Below are 16,394 nucleotides of genomic sequence, written 5' to 3'. Positions count from 1 at the left end.
CCTCCGTTCAATCATGCGGTCACGCCTGCACCCGCACCGCTCATCCAACCCGCGCCGGCAAATGGGCAAACCCGCGAAACCGCACGCGGCCCGTTCGCTCGGGCGCATCCGTCAGCCGGTAGTCGGGAAACCGTTTCAGAAAATGGGAAATGCCGACCCGTCCCTCCATCCGCGCCAGCGAGAACCCGGCGCACAGATGCGGGCCGCCGGCGAAGGCCAGGTGCCTGTTCGGCTTGCGCGAGACGTCGAGCCGGTCGGGATCGTCGAACTGGCGTGGATCGCGGTTGGCAGCACCGATGCACAGATGGATCGGCGTGCCCGCCTCCACCACCTCGCCATGGAACGTCACCGGCTCCACCGCCATGCGATTGCCGAGCTGGTTCGGGCTTTGGAAGCGCAGGAACTCGTCCACCGCCGTGCCGATCAGCTCCGGGTCGGCTTCCAGCCGCGCCTTCTCCTGCGGCCAATGCTGGAGCTCGAACAGCGCGTTGCCGATCAGATTCGTCGTCGTCTCATGCCCGGCATTGAGGATGAAGATGCAATTCTGCAAAAGCTCCACCTCGGAAAGCGCCTCGCCGTCATTGCCGTCGATCAGCCGCGTCAGCACATCGGTCGCCGGGTCGCCGGGATTGCGCCGGCGGTCGTCGGCGATGTCCTTCAGGAACGCCTTGAAATCGGTCACGGAGGTGTTGCCGCGCTTGTGCTGCTCGTCGTTCAGCACCGGCTCCAGCGCGCCGAGGATCGCCAGCGACCAGTCGCGCAGCGGCGCGCGCTCCTCATGCGGAATGTCGAACAGATTGCCGATCACCTCGATGGGAATGGCGGCGGCGAAATCCTCGATCAGGTCGACCTCGCCCTTCTCCTCCATTCGGTCGAGCAGCCCGTCGACCAGCGTGATGAGGCCCGGCTCGAGCGCCGCCAGCGCGCGTGGCGTCAGCGCGCCCATCATGATCTTGCGCACCCGCGTGTGCAACGGCGGATCGTTGAAGACCAGGCTCGTCGTATGGTGCTCGTAGAGCGGCGTGTCGCCGAACTTAGGAAAAAATTCCGCCCTCTTGTCCGAAGAGAAGGTTTTCGTGTCGCGGTAGACGCGGTCGAGATCGGCATGGCGCGACAGCATCACCGAACCGTCGGCAAAACGCTTCAGCGGCGCGTGCTCCAGCAGCGCGCGATAGATCGGAAACGGGTCCTCGACAAAGCCCGGCGGCAGCGCCGTCAGCTCGAAACCCGCCGCCAGCGCCTTGCCATCCTCGGCTGACATTCCCGCTCTGCTCGCCATTCTCATCCTCCCGGAGAGCGCTGTTTGCGGCGGCTCTCCCAACAACAGTATTATTGACCGGCCGGTCGGTTTATGCAAGTCTGCTTGTGCTGAACGGCCTGGGAGGAGCCTAAATGTCACAAATGCAACTGTCTCCACAGGAGATCGCCGAGCGCAGCGCCAGCGCCATGTGGGCGCGCGACGACGCGTCGAAATGGCTGGGCGGCAGCCTCGACGCGGTCGGCCCCGGCACGGCCAGCCTGTCGATGACGGTGGAAAAACATCACACCAATGGCCACGACATCTGCCATGGCGGCTTCATCTTCACACTCGCCGATTCCGCCTTCGCCTTTGCCTGCAATGCCTACAACCAGCTGGCGGTGGCGCAGCACAATTCGATCACCTTCATAGCACCCGGCCGGCTGGGCGACCGGCTCACGGCGCAGGCCCGCGAAGTCGCGCGCTTCGGCCGTTCTGGCATCTACGACGTCAGGGTCGTCAACCAGGACGACCGGCTGATTGCCGAATTCCGCGGCAACTCGCGCACCATCGAAGGCAAGCATTTCGATGAGGACGGAAAATGAGGGGCATGATCACCGGGAGAAGAACATGCAGGATTTGACCCCAAGGAAAGAAGATCTGGACCCGATCGAGATCGCCTCGCGCGACGAGATCGCCGCCCTCCAGACCACACGCCTCAAATGGTCGCTCAACCATGCCTATGAGAACGTGCCGCATTACAGGAAGAGCTTCGATGCCGCCGGCGTTCATCCCGACGATCTGAAGCAGCTTTCGGACCTGTCGAAATTCCCCTTCACGGTGAAGTCGGACCTGCGCGACAATTATCCGTTCGGCATGTTCGCCGTGCCGCGCGAGAAGGTGGCGCGCATCCATGCCTCCTCCGGCACCACCGGCAAGCCGACGGTCGTCGGCTACACGCACAACGACATCTCCACCTGGGCCGACGTCATGGCGCGCTCGATCCGCGCCTCGGGCACCAGGCCCGGCGACGTGGTGCATGTGGCCTATGGCTATGGCCTGTTCACCGGCGGGCTCGGCGCCCATTACGGGGCCGAGCGGCTCGGCGCCACCGTGGTGCCCGCCTCCGGCGGCATGACGGCCCGCCAGGTGACGCTGATCGAGGATTTTTCCGCCCACACGATCATGGTCACCCCGTCTTACATGCTGTCGATCCTCGACGAATACCGCGCGCAAGGGATCGACCCGCGCAAGAGCCCCCTTCAGGTCGGCATCTTCGGCGCCGAGCCGTGGACCAACGCCATGCGCGCCGAGATCGAGGACGCCTTCGACATGCACGCCGTCGACATTTACGGCCTGTCCGAGGTGATGGGACCGGGCGTCGCCAATGAATGCGTCGAGACCAAGGACGGGTTGCACATCTGGGAGGACCATTTCTACCCCGAGATCATCGATCCCGAGACCGGCGACGTTCTGCCCGATGGCGAAAAGGGCGAACTGGTCTTCACCTCGCTGACCAAGGAAGCCTTCCCCATCATCCGTTACCGCACCCGCGACCTGACGCGGCTCCTGCCCGGCACGGCGCGCACCATGCGGCGCATGGAAAAGATCACCGGCCGCTCCGACGACATGATGATCCTGCGCGGCGTCAACGTTTTCCCGACGCAGATCGAGGAGCAGATCCTGACCGTCAAGAGCCTCGCGCCGCATTTCCAGATCGAGCTTACCAGTGAAGGCCGCATGGATGCCATGACGGTCCATGTGGAGATGCTGTCGGCCGACACTGGCGACGCACTGCGTGTCGCCGCCTGCCGCCAGCTTTGCGACCGCATCAAGGACGTGATCGGCGTCACCGTCCGCGTCAACGCCACGCCGCCCGGCGGCATCGCCCGCAGCCAGGGCAAGGCGGTGCGCATCGTCGATCACCGGCAGAAGGGCTGAGCCGTTGGCCCGCACCCGCGCCAAGGATTATGACGACAAGCGCGACGCCATCCTGCATGGCGCTGCGAGCATCTTCGCCCGCGACGGCTACGACCGTGCGTCGATGGCCCAGCTCGCCGGCGAGATGAGCGTGTCGAAGGCCCTGCTCTACCACTACTACGCCTCGAAGGAAGCGTTGCTCTACGACATCATCGCCAGCCATTTGCAGGAACTGGTGGAGGTGGTCGAAGATGCCGACCGGCCCGACGCCGCCCCGCAAATCCGCCTCGAGGGGTTGGTGACGGCGCTGCTCGAGGCCTATCGCGACGCCGACAACGAGCACCGCGTCCAGCTTTCCGGCTTGCGCCTGTTGCCCGAGGCCCAGCAGGAGGAACTGAAGGCGCTGGAGCGGCGGCTGGTCGCCCTGTTCGCCGAAGCCGTGCGCCAGGTGAACCCCGAGGCGTTCGACACGAAACCGCTCTTGAAGCCGGTTACCATGAGCCTGTTCGGCATGCTCAACTGGTTCTACATGTGGTTCCGCGAGGATCGCGGCATCACGCGCGCCGACTATGCGCGCCTTGCCACCAGTCTTCTGGTGAGCGGCGTGAAGGGGCTGACGTAACCGGCTTGCCCACCCCTGCATCCCGTGGCATGTGGAAGGCATGGATGCGCCGAACGACACAGCCGAAAACGCCCTTGCCGGCCTGATCGACGGTCTGCACCGGCGTGGCCGCCTGCGCGTCTGGTCGCTGGTCATCACGGTCTTCGGCGACGCCATTATGCCGCGCGGCGGCGAGGCGCCGCTGTCCGGTTTGCAGGAGGTGATGGCCCGGCTCGGCATCGAGGCCGGCGCGTTGCGCACCGCCATGTCGCGACTGGCAAGCGATGGCTGGGTGGTGCGTGAACGACGCGGCCGCAACTCCTTCTTCTCGCTCGACGAGCACGGCCGGCACGCCTTCGACCTGGCGACGCGACGCATCTACGCCCCTGGCCCGCCGGACTGGGACGGTTCATGGACGGTGGCGATCGCCCCGCCCGGCGGCAATGGCGCGCACACCGAAGCACTGGCCGAGCGCGGCTTCCTGAAGATCGCCGGCGGTGTCCATCTCCTCCCACGCACCATGGACGAAAGCAGCGATGACGGCGCGACGCTCTCCGAAATGCTCGTCATCCATGGGTCGAGCGCCGAGCATCCCGAAATGCTGCGCAGCCTGTGGCCGTCCGAGGAGATCGCCGCCGCCTATCGCAATCTGATGGCCGCCTACGCACCGCTTGCCGCCACCCTTGCCCGCGCGCCCTCCCCGCGCGCCCTCGACGCCATGGCTGCCCGCACGCTGCTCATTCACGACTGGCGCCGCATCGTCCTGCGCGATCCGGGCCTGCCAACGGCCCTTCTGCCGCAGGACTGGCCGGGCGAGGAGGCGCGTCGCCTGGTGCGTGGGATCTACCGGCAACTTATGCCGGCCAGCGAAAAATGGCTCGACGAAACAAGACTTCCGCCCCTCGCCGAGCCGGTTGTTTTCGATGCCCGCTTCGGCGGGCCGGGCGGCTGAGCATTTTGCAGTCGGGTGGTTTCACCTGACGTCCGCATAAATGCGGAAAAGCAGACAGACAGAGCGGAGCAGCGTTTCCATGAAACGATGAACCGGTCCAAGCGGCCTCAGCCGCTGGCAAGGATGATGAAAATCGCGCCGGTCAACGCCGCGTTGGAAACGACGCCATTGATCTTGTTGACACGATCGACGCCTTCATGATCCCAGAAATTATGGAACAGCAGCGTCGCCAGCACCAGGAAGGCGACCAGCCCGAGCAATGCGAAATCGCTCCACAAGCCAACGATCAGCAGCGCGCCGGCGACGCTTTGCAATGCAATGCCGGCAATCAGCGCAAGCCGCGCCAGCGGCACGCCCCGTCCGGCGAGCACGCCGGACAGGAAAGGAATGTTGCCGAGGTTGCGCAAACCGGCCAGGAGGAAGGCTCCGCCAAGCAGGCTGCGGCCGGCGACGAGCAATAGAGGCGCATTGAATTCAAACATGCAGGTTTCCTATGACCGCCGCGTCGCGGGCATCTCCCAGGTTGGATTTAAGCGGCGACGCTCTGCGCCTTGGCAATCGGATGCACCGAGCGGAACGGTACGCAAAGCCGGTTCCACACATTGATGGCGGCGACCAGGACCGACAGTTTGACGAGCTCCTGCTCGGAGAAATGCTCCAGCATGTGCGCATAAAGCGCATCGTCCACCGGCCCCTCGGCAAGCCTCGTCAGCCGCTCCGTCCAGGTGAAGGCCGCCCGCTCGCGGTCGGTGTAGAGCGGCGATTCATGCCACACCGCCAGGAGATGCAGGCGCTGCTCGCTCTCGCCATCCTTGCGTGCCTCCCGCGAATGCATGTCGACGCAGTAGGCGCAGCAATTGATCTGCGAGGCGCGCAGCTTGACCAGGTGGACGAGGCTGTGTTCGAGGCCGGATGAGACGGCCGCGTCGTTCAGCGCCTTGACGGCGCCGATGAGCTGCGGTTCGGCCTTGTAGAAGTCGAGACGTGGTTTCATGGGTTTTTCCTTTGCTCTTGGGGGTGTGGTGATTCAGCCCTGCGGGCGCTGGTTGCGCTCGACAAACGCGCAACCGAAGGCGATGGCGCGCGGATCGGCATCCGCCTGATAGCCTCTGATCACGTCGCTCAGCGTCGTCTCGCGCAGCACGGCGCGATAGGCGCGTTCGGCCTTCAGCATCGCGGCGTTGATGCCGCATGGCTTCAGATAGGTTTCCGGTTCCAGCGCGCCCGGCCCGCGCTGCCGGATTTCGGCGCAGCGAAAGGCGGGCTTCGGCCCCTCGATCGCCAGCACGACATCCAGAAGCGTGATCGCATCGGGCCGACGCGCCAGGCGATAGCCGCCATGCGGGCCGGACACCGATTCCAGAACGCCGGCGGCTGTCAGTTGCTTCAGGTGCTTCAGCAAATAGCTTGAAGAAAGGCCATGATACTCGGCCAGCATGTTCGCCGGCAGGGATTTGCCCTCCGCGAGCTGCGCCAGCAGCGTGGCGCAATGAATGGCCGCCTCGACGCCTTCGCTCAGTTTCATGTCGATCTCCAATTTATGGATACTTAATATCCTGGATAAAACTTATCCGCAATAGGCGCAAACGCTCTGCTGACAAAAGCTGACAAGCGCGCCTCAGCAGAGCTTCGCCGACAGCGCGGCCAGCTGGTCGGCCTCCCCCGGAGCCAATCGCTCGCCGATGACCTCGGCGATGGCCGGCCCATAGACGGCCCACATGCGCTGCCGCAATGCGCGCCCCTCGCCGCTGATCTTCAGCGTCTGGCCACGGCGGTCGTCCGGGCACACGCAACGATCGACGAGGCCCGCCCTGGTCATCCGGTCGACGAGGCGGGAAAGATTGTACTGCTCGAACAGCAGCGCCTTCTCCAGCTCGAACGGCCGCAAGCCGCACTCTCCGGCCTTCTCCAATTCCCAAAGCGCGTCATACCAGGAGAGCGGCGGCAGGTCGGCCGCCTTCAGCCGCGCCTCGATACCGGCGGTCGCCAGGCGCTGCGCACGCGACAGCCCGATCCAGGCGGAAACCGTTGCATCGTCGGGCTTGCAGGTCATGTCTCACCGAATCTTGAATTAATGCAATTGCATGAAGATTGACTTTTCCATCTCCGCCATCAATATAGATGCAATCGCATCGACATCAATCCGCCTGATCCGCAGGAGAGACCCGTGACAGGAAAGCCGACCCTCATCTCATTCGACCTGTGCCCCTATGTCCAGCGCGCGGCAATCGTGCTGGCCGAAAAGAATGTCACCTTCGAGCGCGTCGACATCGACCTGGAGAACAAGCCGGACTGGTTCCTGAAGATCTCGCCGCTCGGCAAGGTGCCGGTGCTGCAGGTCGGCGGCGAAACCCTGTTCGAAAGCGCCGCCATCGTCGAATATCTGGATGAGACCGCTACGCCGCAACTGCACCCGCAAGATCCGCTGACCCGCGCCCGTCACCGCGCCTGGATGGAGGTCGGCTCATCGATCCTCTCCGACATATGGACCATGGAGACCACGCATGACCGCACGGTCTTCGGCAATGCGGTCGCCGCCCTGAAAGGGAAATTCGCCCGCGTCGAGGCTGAACTGGGCGAAGGCCTCTATTTCGCCGGCGCTTCCTTCACCATCGTTGACGCCGTCTTCGCCCCGGCCTTCCGCTATTTCGACGTCTTCGACACCATCGCCGATTTCGGCGTCTTCGACGGGCTGCCGAAGCTCGTCAAGTGGCGCGCCGCACTCGCCGAGCGGCCTTCCGTGCGCGAAGCCGTCATCTTCGATTATGAAGACCGCCTGCGCCGCTTCCTCGAAAAGAAGGGCGGCGTGATCCTCGATAAGCGCCTTGCCGCCTGAAGCAATTCGCCACCGGGACATACACCACGCGAAATGATCAGGGCAGATCGCCGTTTCAATGAAACGATGACCTGCCCTGACCGGCCAGTCTGAGCCCGAGACCGGCTTTCGATGGCGGTAAAACCGCCAATTTCTACTCTGCCGCCGTCACCGCCGACGGATTGTTCGGATGCGTCGTCCAGTTGGCATAGTCCGCCGAGACGGTCGCGCCGGTGCGCTGGTCCAGTGTGCCCACATCCAGCGGCACCATGTCGATGCACCCCTCGACCGGGCAGACATTGACGCACAGATTGCAACCGACACACGCGTCTTCCATCACCTCGAAATGCCGCTTGCCGTCGACCATCGCGGTGATCGCCTGGTGCGACGTGTCCTCGCAGGCGATGTGGCAGCGGCCGCATTTGATGCACAAATCCTGGTCGATGCGCGCCTTGGCAACATAGTTCAGGTTGAGATACCGCCATTCGGTGACATTGGGCGCGGCGCGGCCGATCACATCGTCCAGCGTCGCGTGACCCTTGGCGTCCATCCAGTTCTGCAGCCCGTCGATCATCTCCTGGACGACCTTGAAACCATAGGTCATCGCCGCCGTGCAGACCTGCACATTGCCGGCCCCCAACGCCAGGAACTCCGCCGCGTCCCGCCAGGTGGTGATGCCGCCAATGCCGGAAATGGGCAGGCCCGCCGTTTCCCGGTCGCGGGCGATCTCGGCCACCATGTGCAGGGCGATCGGCTTCACCGCCGGGCCGCAGAACCCGCCATGCGAGCCCTTGCCGTCGATGGTCGGCTCAGGGGCGAAACTGTCCAGGTTGACGCCGGTGATCGAGTTGATCGTGTTGATCAGCGACACCGCGTCGCTGCCGCCCTTGTGGGCGGCGCGCGCCGGCTGGCGGATGTCGGTGATGTTCGGCGTCAGCTTGGTGATGACCGGCATGCGCGTCGTCTGCTTGCACCAGCGCACCACCATCTCGACATATTCGGGCACCTGGCCGACGGCCGAGCCCATTCCGCGCTCGCTCATGCCGTGCGGGCAGCCGAAATTCAGTTCGATGCCGTCGGCGCCGGTTTCCTCGACCAGCGGCAGGATCGCCTTCCAGGCGGCCTCCTCGCAGGGCACCATCAACGACACCACCAGCGCCCGGTCGGGCCAGTTCCGCTTCACCTGCTTGATCTCGCGCAAATTGAGGTGCAGATCGCGGTCGGTGATCAGCTCGATGTTGTTCAGGCCGAGCAGCCTTCGGTCGGCGCCCCAGATCGCGCCATAGCGTGGGCCGTTGACGTTGACCACGGGCGGGCCGTCCTCGCCCAGCGTCTTCCAGACGACGCCGCCCCAGCCCGCCTTGAAGGCGCGCTCCACATTATAGGCCTTGTCGGTCGGCGGCGCCGAGGCCAGCCAGAACGGGTTGGGTGACTTGATGCCGGCAAAAGTGTTGCGAATGTCTGCCATGGGTCTCTTCCTCAGCCAGCCAGCACGCGGTGGATGCTTTCAGCCGCGTCGCGCCCCTGCGCGACGGCCGAAACCGTCAGATCGTCGCCGCCGGCAATGCAGTCGCCGCCCGCCCACACGTTGGGCATGGACGTGCGCCCCTCGCCGTCGACCTGGATGCGGCCGCCATCGAGCGTTATCGCCGCGCCGCTGCCGTTCAGCGCCGCCGCGTCAAAAGTCTGGCCGATGGCCTTGAACACCTGGTCGGCGGCAAGCGTCAGGGTTTCACCGGTTCCCGAGAGTTTGCCGCCCGACAGCGCCGTATACTCCAGCTCGATGCCGGTCACGTTTCCGCCTTCGGCGAGCACCCGCTTCGGCTGCAGCCAGTGGCGGATCGTCACCCCCTTGGAAGCCGCCAGATCCTGCTCGAACGCCGAGGCGTTCATCTGCTCCTGTCCGCGCCGGTAGCAGATGGTCACTTCCTCGGCGCCCAGGAGCCGCGCCTGCACGGCCGCGTCGATCGCCGTCATGCCGCCGCCGATCACCACCACGCGCCGGCCGACGGGCAGGCTGGCCAGGTCGCTCGCCTGGCGCAGATGGGCGATGTAGTCGACGGCGTTCTCGACGCCGTCCGCATCTTCGCCCACGGCATTCAGCGCGTTGACGCCGGCCAGCCCCATACCGAGGAACACGGCGTCATGGTCGCGCGCCAGTTCTGCCAATGAGACATCGCCCCCAAGCGCCCGACCATGCTCGATCGTGATGCCGCCGATGGCGGTGACATAATCGACCTCGGCCTGTGCGAAACCGTCCGGCGTCTTGTAGGCGGCGATGCCGAACTCGTTCAGCCCGCCGGATTTCTCCCGTGCCTCGAAGATCGTCACCGTATGGCCGTGCATGGCCAGGCGATGCGCGCAGGCAAGTCCCGCCGGTCCCGCCCCGACGATGGCGACGGTCTTTCCGGTCTCCTCCCCCCGGCCGAAGAATTGCCGGCCAACATGCATCGCCGCATCCGTGGCATAGCGCTGCAACCGGCCGATCTGCACCGGCTTGCCTTCCGCCGCCTCGCGCACACAGGCTTCCTCGCACAGCGTCTCGGTCGGGCAGACCCTGGCGCACATGCCGCCCAGTATGTTCTGGTCGAAAATCGTCTTCGCCGAGCCGAGCGTGTTGCCGGTGGCGATCTGCCGGATGAACAGCGGAATGTCGATCGAGGTGGGGCATGCCGTCATGCATGGCGCATCGTAGCAGAAATAGCAGCGATCCGCCTCGACCCGGGCCTCGTGGCCGTCGAGCGGTGGATGCAGATCGGCGAAATTCTTCTCGTAATCCTCGCCTGAAAGACGGCCGGCGGCGATGCCGTCCGCATAGAGACCATCAGCCATTCCGTATTCCCCTTATTATTGGGGAAAGGCTAACGCAGATTTATTTTTTTATCAATCGGTCAAATTTTTCCAAAAGCAAGTTTGCGCCAAATATAAATATGATTATAATACTCATATAAAATAATTGTGCTTCCCCGCGCAAAGAAGCGCCGGGCCATCGGAGGCCCGGCGCGGTACTGCATTCCATCGAAACCGCTGTGTGTCAGTAGACCTCGATCGACGAGATTTCGTCATTGTGGCGCTCGGAGAAACGGGCCGCGTCGCCGCGCACCGTCTCGCACCAGCCGCCGAAATTCTCATGCTGGCAAACGCGCGCCTGCGCCCGGCCTTCGAGACGGATCGACGAGATGCGGTCGTTCCACTGCTGCGGCAGGCGTGCCGTTCCCTCACCGGCATCGAAGCAGATGCTGGCGCCCCGGAAATCGGCATGTTCGAAGAAACAGGCCCGGCCGAAGCGACCGCCGCCGCCATTTCCGCCACCGTAGCCACCGCCACGCAGCACGCGATAGGAGGAGATCGCGTCGTTGCGCCGCCCGCGGAATTCACGAAGATCGTCGCGCACCGTTTCGCACCAGCCGCCGAAATTCTCGTGCTCGCACACCTGCACCGCAGCGCGGCGCCCGACACGGATCGAGGAGATGCGGTCGTTCCATGCCTGGCTCAGCCGGCGGTCGGCGTCGCCGCTTCCGGCGCAAAAGCTCCGCCCGCGGAAATTCGCGTGCTCGTAGAAGCAGACTTCGCGCGGCCCCGGCCCGCGGCGACCGCCGCCATAGTCATCGTCACGCCCGCCCGCATAATCGTCGCGCCCGCGATCCCGGTCGGCCAATTCATTCAGGACGAAATTGAACAGTTCGAGGCCGAGGATCGCCCCCATGTCGGAGACCGGCCGGTCATCATAGTTCGGCCGCGTGTCGCGCAGATAGCGCGCCGCCACCCAGCCGGCCCTTGCGGCATAGTTGATCTCGCACCATTCATAGGCATTGGTGCAGCGCAGGACGGAAACCCGTGCCCCGCGCGGAACCAGCAGAACGGGCCGATACCGCGTTCCAGGTCCCTGCCGCATGTTGATGTCGCTGGTGGCGACGGCCACCACGTCCCTGGCCTTGGCCGGCAGGGCGAACAGGCCCGTCATGCCGAGCGCCAGAAGCGCCAGCAGGGACAGGCTTACGGAATTCGAGCGCATGTGGTTCTCCTGTTTCGCGCGAATTGGCGAAGCCAAGATGGCGCAAAAATGACCAACGCTCCATTAAAACGCGAGCGATCGGCAGGCCGGTGCGATTTTCTGTTCTGCCCCCGCCTTCCGGGCCGTTCCATCGGGCGGAAACGAGTTTTTTTGCTTCAGCGCGTCTTCCCGCCGAAAATGTTCTGGTCGAAAATCGTCTTGGTCGAGCCGAGCTGACGATTTCGTTTACGTAGAGACCACCAGAAACTCCATTCTCCCATTATCTCCAGGAGACAAACAACGGAGAACCAATTCTTATAAAGCGAAAAAATCCACACAATACAGAAATCAAGAAGAGCAATATAATACTATATTCATAACAGTATACAATTCCCCTATACAAGCGGAAGCGCCGACCCTATCGACAGGCTCGGCGCAACGCTGCAATCAGGTAACACTGCGTCAGTCTACTGCGATCGAACTAATCTGATCGTTGTGGCGTTCGGAGAAACGAGCTGCGGTGCCACGCACCGTCTCACACCAGCCACCGTAGTTCTCATGTTGGCACACGCGCGCCTGCGCTCCACCTTCCAGGCGGATTGACGAAACACGGTCGTTCCAGTTCGACGACAAACGCGCTATCCGCTCACCGGCATTCAAACAGATGCTTGCGCCCTGAAAATCGGCGTGTTCGAAAAAACAGGCTCGGCGGGGACGTCCGCCATACCCGCCATAGGCTCCTGGTACCGGGCGGGCATAACCACCATAACCACCATAACCACCATAACCATCATAACCGCCATAACCACCATAACCACCGTAGCCCCCGTAGCCCCCGTAGCCCCCGTAGCCACCTGACTCAGCTTGGCAGGCGACCGCCACCACAGAAGCACTCGTGAGAATAACCGTCAAACGAACGGACCGGAGTAATTTGCTGAAATCAAAACGAGTCATAGGAAGTTTCCTTGTGCAGAAAAACTATTCATATCGAATTAAGTATCATCAGCGCCAATCATTTCCAAAAGTAAGGTTATCTTTGAAATCTTGAAGCAAACTCGTAAAAACTATATAAAAAAATTATACTCACAAACAGTAGAGAAACCACGACTACCTACCCCCCCCTCAAGGCAAGTCGCCATGCATTTGTGGTGAGTTGGCTCCAGCCGGGATCAGGAGTTTTCAGCCAGCATCCTGGCCTGCTTCACCCAATCGTCGCGCTCGACACGGCCTCTGAACTTCAGTTGTTTGTCAAACCAGTCGCGCTCGGCCTTATTCCAGCCGATACCTGCACACAGGTGTAGATACCCAGGCCATTGAGCATCGCCTCCCGTTTCGGACCGACGCCGGAGATCCATCTCAGAACATCCGGAACTTTTGGCTTGCGCAATTTCACCGGCGGTTCTGATCGGGGTTCTTCATCGAGGGGTCGGCCGATTTGTTCGGAGCCGCCGCCGGTTGCTCTGTTGCCGACGCGGTTGGCCATGCCACAGTCCGTTTTGTGGACGGTGCCGCTGCCTACGTTGCCTTGCCCGCCTTCTTCTCCGGCGCGGCGAAGCTGATCACCGGCTCCATCGCCGCCAGCACCTTGTCGTCGAGCCAGCAAAGGCTGAAATGTCCGTTGCCCAAATCCTTCAGCGGCGGCACCTCACGCTCGCACTTTCCGTCCGGCACGCGGTTCTTGTAGCCGCAGCGCGTCTGGAACGGGCATCCCGAAGGCGGGTTCATCGCAGACGGAATGTCGCCATCGAGGACGATGTGCTTCTTGCGCACCGAGGTGTCGGCGATCGGGATCGCCGACAGAAGTGCTTCCGTATAGGGATGGTAGGGCGGCGCGAAGATCTGGTCGGTCGTCCCCTGCTCGACGATATGGCCGAGATACATCACCACCACCCGGTCGGCCAGATAGCGCACCACCGAAAGATCGTGGCTGATGAACAGCATCGTCGTCTTGTTCTTGCGCTGGATGTCCATCAGGAGTTCGGTGACGGCCGCCTGCACCGACACGTCGAGCGCCGATACCGGCTCGTCGGCCACCACCACCTTGGCATTGCCGGCGAAGGCGCGCGCCACGCCGATGCGCTGCTTCTGCCCGCCGGATAATTGGCGCGGCATCCAGCTAGCGAAGGCGCGCGGCAGCTTCACCAGGTCGAGCAGTTCCAGCATGCGGTTCTTGCGCTCGGCCAAATTGTTGCCGATCTTGAACTTCTCCAATGTACGGATGATCTGCGAACCGACCGAATGGCTCGGATTGAGCGTGTCGAACGGGTTCTGGAACACCATCTGGATGCCGGCAACGGTGGCCGTGGCGCGATCCTCGACCGCCGTGCTTTCAATATGCTCGCCGCCAAGCGTCACATGCCCCTCGGTCGCCGTCTCCAAGCCGAGCAGCACCTTGGCCAGCGTCGATTTTCCGCAGCCCGATTCACCGACGATCGCCACGGTTTCCGCTTCCCGCGCCTCGAAGCTGATATGCTCGTTGGCTTTGACGGTCTTGGTGTCGCCGCCGCCAAACATGGAATTGGCCGACACCTCGTAGTATTTTTTCAGATTGTCGATCTTCAGCATCGGTCCGCCGGGCTTGACCGGCTCGCGGCGGTCCAGCGCGCCCTCCGGCAGCGCTTCCCAGTCGATCGCGTCGAACCGCACGCAGCGCGAGAAATGCCGCTCATGCCCCGCGACCTCGATCATCGGGATTTCCGCCGTGTCGCACAGACCCGCCTGAAAATGCTGGCAGCGCGGGCCGAAATTGCAACCCACCGGCCGCTCGTGCGGCAATGGCAACTGCCCCGGAATGGCGATCAGCGGACGTGAGTTCTTGTCGGCACCCGGCAGCGGGATCGAGCGGAACAGGCCTTGCGTATAGGGATGCCGCATGCGGTCGAACACATCCTCGATGCGGCCGGTCTCCACCGCTTCGCCCGAATACATCACCGTGATGCGGTCGCAGGTCTCCAGGATCAGGCCCAGATTGTGCGACACGAAGATCATCGACGTGCCGAACTCCTTGCCGAGCCCTTTCACCAGTTGGACGATGCCCGCCTCGACGGTCACGTCGAGCGCCGTCGTCGGCTCGTCGAGCAAGAGCAGCGCCGGTTTCGACAAAAGCGCCATGGCAATGACGATGCGCTGCTGCTGGCCGCCGGACAATTGATGCGGGAAGGAGCGCATCATCCGCTCGGGATCGGGCAGCCGCACGGCGCTGATCATCTCCAGCGCCCGGTTCCAGGCCTCCTCCTTCGACACCTTGTCGTGGATCAGCGGCACTTCCATGAGTTGCTTGCCGATCTTCATCGCCGGGTTCAGGCTGGCCATCGGCTCCTGGTAGATCATGGCGATCTCGTTGCCGCGGATGCGCCGCAGCTCCTCGTCGCTCATCTCGGCCATGTCGCGGCCCTTGAACTTGATGCGTCCGCCGACGATCTGCCCGACATTCGACAGGTCGCGCATGATGCCGAGCGAGACGGTCGACTTGCCGCAGCCCGATTCGCCGACGATCCCCATCGCCTCGCCGGGCATCACCTGGCAGGAGAAATCCATCACGGCGGGAATCTCGCCCGCCCGCGTGAAGAAGGAGATGGACAGGTTCTCGATCTCCAGGATCGGTTCACCCGCCTTCCGGCTGCGCGTCATTCTGATGGCTTCGTTCATGGCGTCGCTCTCAGTTTGTTCAGCTTCTACGGCACGGCAGGTTGCGCCGTTATTCTAGGGTCAGGACCTAGTCCTTCAGCGATTGCTCGCGCAGCGCATCGGCCAGAAGGTTGAGCCCCAGCACGAAAGACATCAGCGCGAAGACCGGCGGCAGCGCCGGGTGAACGCTGGCGCGCAGCAGCCGGCTCGATTCCTTGATGCCCGTGCCCCAGTCGGGGCTTTCCGGCGCCAGTCCCAGGCCGAAATAGCCGAGCGTGCCGAGCAGGATCGTCGTGTAGCCGATCCTCAGGCACACATCGACGATCAGCGGCCCGCGCGCATTGGGCAGCACCTCCCACAGCATGATGTACCACGGGTTTTCACCACGCGTCTGGGCCGCCGCCACATACTCGCGCGTCTTGATGTCCATCACCAGCCCGCGCACGATGCGGAACACGCCGGGGCTGGAAGCGAACACCACGGCCACGAAGATGTTGAGCTGGTTCGAGCTGATCGAGATGATGCCGAGCGGGTCGGCGTCGAACACCAGCCCCAGATAGATCCAGCCGCCGATGATCAGCGTCAGGGCCAGTTGCACCGCCAGGAGACCCGGTCGGCTGCGGAACCGCGTGTAAAACAGCAGCGAGAAGAAGATGATCGGGAAGATGAAGAAGAAACCCGCCATCCATTGCGGGATCGGCGTCTCGCGGATGCCCGGCGTCACCAGCAGGTAGAACAGCAGGATCACCGGGAAGGCCAGCACCAGATTGGCCAGGAACGACAGGATGCTGTCGACCCGCCCGCCATAATAGCCGGCCGGCAATCCGAGCGTCGTGCCGACCATCAGCGCGAACAGCGTCGCCGCCGGCGCGATGATCAGCACGATCTGGCTGCCGAACACCATGCGCGAGAACACGTCGCGCGCCAGCCGGTCGCCGCCGAACAGGAACGCCTGCCCGCTGCCGGGCTCGATGGCGCCGGGCAGGACGCTTTTCATCACCGGGAACTGCGCCAGCGGATTGAACGGCGAGATGGTGCCGGCGAAGATTGCCGTGAACAGCCAGAACAGGCAGATCATCACGCCGGCGACGCCGACGCCCGTGTCGAACAATTGCCCGTAGAGCCCGAGGCTCTTCTTGAAGCGCACGCTCAGCACCAGGATGATCGCCAGCGCGATCCAAACCGGCCAGAACCGCGCCAGGGCGCCGAGGATGATGCCGAAGGCGCCTATATATTCGATGTCCATCC

At 63.4% G+C, this 16,394-nt stretch carries 17 protein-coding genes; 5 read left to right on the top strand and 12 right to left on the bottom strand.

The features are described from left to right. Nucleotides 1-40 precede the first annotated feature (40 nt). On the bottom strand, nt 41-1,261 hold the full coding sequence (locus tag AB843_RS17000) for a cytochrome P450 (RefSeq protein WP_206412915.1): 1,221 nt from the start codon (nt 1,259-1,261) through the stop codon (nt 41-43). 140 nt (nt 1,262-1,401) lie between these two features. Here AB843_RS17000 and paaI point away from each other — a divergent pair, with 140 nt between their 5' ends. Genes paaI through AB843_RS16980 form a run of 4 tightly spaced genes read left to right on the top strand, consistent with a single transcriptional unit; the run spans nt 1,402 to nt 4,710 of the window. Continuing rightward, on the top strand, nt 1,402-1,842 hold the full coding sequence (paaI, locus tag AB843_RS16995) for a hydroxyphenylacetyl-CoA thioesterase PaaI (protein ID WP_048648077.1): 441 nt from the start codon (nt 1,402-1,404) through the stop codon (nt 1,840-1,842). Nucleotides 1,843-1,867: 25 nt separating this feature from the next. Beyond that, complete coding sequence (paaK, locus tag AB843_RS16990; RefSeq protein WP_048648172.1) at nt 1,868-3,178, top strand: phenylacetate--CoA ligase PaaK; 1,311 nt, start codon at nt 1,868-1,870, stop codon at nt 3,176-3,178. A 4-nt stretch (nt 3,179-3,182) separates the two neighbouring features. Then, on the top strand, nt 3,183-3,779 hold the full coding sequence (locus AB843_RS16985; RefSeq protein WP_048648076.1) for a TetR/AcrR family transcriptional regulator: 597 nt from the start codon (nt 3,183-3,185) through the stop codon (nt 3,777-3,779). Nucleotides 3,780-3,819: 40 nt separating this feature from the next. After that, nucleotides 3,820-4,710, top strand: a complete 891-nt coding sequence (locus tag AB843_RS16980; RefSeq protein WP_048648075.1) for a PaaX family transcriptional regulator — start codon at nt 3,820-3,822, stop codon at nt 4,708-4,710. Nucleotides 4,711-4,817: 107 nt separating this feature from the next. Here the strand turns inward: AB843_RS16980 and AB843_RS16975 are convergent, their stop codons facing one another. The 4 genes from AB843_RS16975 to AB843_RS16960 all read right to left on the bottom strand — a co-directional run bounded on the left by AB843_RS16975 (nt 4,818) and on the right by AB843_RS16960 (nt 6,763). Beyond that, a complete protein-coding gene (locus AB843_RS16975; protein WP_048648074.1) occupies nt 4,818-5,192 on the bottom strand; it encodes a DoxX family protein in 375 nt (124 codons plus the stop codon). Between the two features lie 47 nt (nt 5,193-5,239). Then, nucleotides 5,240-5,704: a carboxymuconolactone decarboxylase family protein gene (locus tag AB843_RS16970; RefSeq protein WP_048648073.1), complete on the bottom strand. Its 465-nt coding sequence runs from the start codon at nt 5,702-5,704 to the stop codon at nt 5,240-5,242. A 33-nt stretch (nt 5,705-5,737) separates the two neighbouring features. Continuing rightward, nucleotides 5,738-6,235 (bottom strand): RrF2 family transcriptional regulator, encoded by a 498-nt coding sequence (locus AB843_RS16965; RefSeq protein WP_048648171.1) that lies wholly within the window; start codon nt 6,233-6,235, stop codon nt 5,738-5,740. Nucleotides 6,236-6,328: 93 nt separating this feature from the next. Further along, the gene (locus AB843_RS16960; protein WP_048648072.1) at nt 6,329-6,763 is read right to left on the bottom strand and encodes a MarR family winged helix-turn-helix transcriptional regulator; all 435 of its coding nucleotides are present in this window, start codon (nt 6,761-6,763) and stop codon (nt 6,329-6,331) included. 114 nt (nt 6,764-6,877) lie between these two features. Here AB843_RS16960 and AB843_RS16955 point away from each other — a divergent pair, with 114 nt between their 5' ends. Next, nucleotides 6,878-7,546, top strand: coding sequence for a glutathione S-transferase family protein (locus tag AB843_RS16955; protein WP_048648071.1), 669 nt, complete (start codon nt 6,878-6,880; stop codon nt 7,544-7,546). A gap of 133 nt (nt 7,547-7,679) precedes the next feature. On the opposite strand, the gene preA is transcribed toward AB843_RS16955, so the two are convergent. The 7 genes from preA to AB843_RS16920 all read right to left on the bottom strand — a co-directional run bounded on the left by preA (nt 7,680) and on the right by AB843_RS16920 (nt 16,392). After that, the gene (gene preA, locus AB843_RS16950) at nt 7,680-8,993 is read right to left on the bottom strand and encodes an NAD-dependent dihydropyrimidine dehydrogenase subunit PreA (RefSeq protein ID WP_048648070.1); all 1,314 of its coding nucleotides are present in this window, start codon (nt 8,991-8,993) and stop codon (nt 7,680-7,682) included. A gap of 11 nt (nt 8,994-9,004) precedes the next feature. Then, a complete protein-coding gene (locus AB843_RS16945; RefSeq protein ID WP_048648069.1) occupies nt 9,005-10,357 on the bottom strand; it encodes an NAD(P)-dependent oxidoreductase in 1,353 nt (450 codons plus the stop codon). A gap of 202 nt (nt 10,358-10,559) precedes the next feature. Further along, nucleotides 10,560-11,540, bottom strand: a complete 981-nt coding sequence (locus AB843_RS16940; protein ID WP_048648068.1) for a peptidase inhibitor family I36 protein — start codon at nt 11,538-11,540, stop codon at nt 10,560-10,562. Nucleotides 11,541-11,981: 441 nt separating this feature from the next. Next, a complete protein-coding gene (locus tag AB843_RS26000; RefSeq protein WP_082143875.1) occupies nt 11,982-12,473 on the bottom strand; it encodes a peptidase inhibitor family I36 protein in 492 nt (163 codons plus the stop codon). A 283-nt stretch (nt 12,474-12,756) separates the two neighbouring features. Next, entirely contained in the window at nt 12,757-13,002 is a 246-nt protein-coding gene (locus tag AB843_RS25645; RefSeq protein WP_157384539.1) for a hypothetical protein, read from the bottom strand. Nucleotides 13,003-13,034: 32 nt separating this feature from the next. Continuing rightward, nucleotides 13,035-15,167, bottom strand: a complete 2,133-nt coding sequence (locus AB843_RS16925; RefSeq protein ID WP_048648065.1) for a dipeptide ABC transporter ATP-binding protein — start codon at nt 15,165-15,167, stop codon at nt 13,035-13,037. A gap of 67 nt (nt 15,168-15,234) precedes the next feature. Then, complete coding sequence (locus AB843_RS16920; RefSeq protein ID WP_048648064.1) at nt 15,235-16,392, bottom strand: ABC transporter permease; 1,158 nt, start codon at nt 16,390-16,392, stop codon at nt 15,235-15,237. Nucleotides 16,393-16,394: the final 2 nt, after the last annotated feature.

Origin of the sequence: Nitratireductor soli (assembly GCF_001050155.1) — a bacterium.
In the GTDB taxonomy this organism is placed as follows: Bacteria; Pseudomonadota; Alphaproteobacteria; order Rhizobiales; family Rhizobiaceae; genus Nitratireductor; species Nitratireductor soli.
This window is presented reverse-complemented; position numbering and strand designations above follow the sequence as displayed.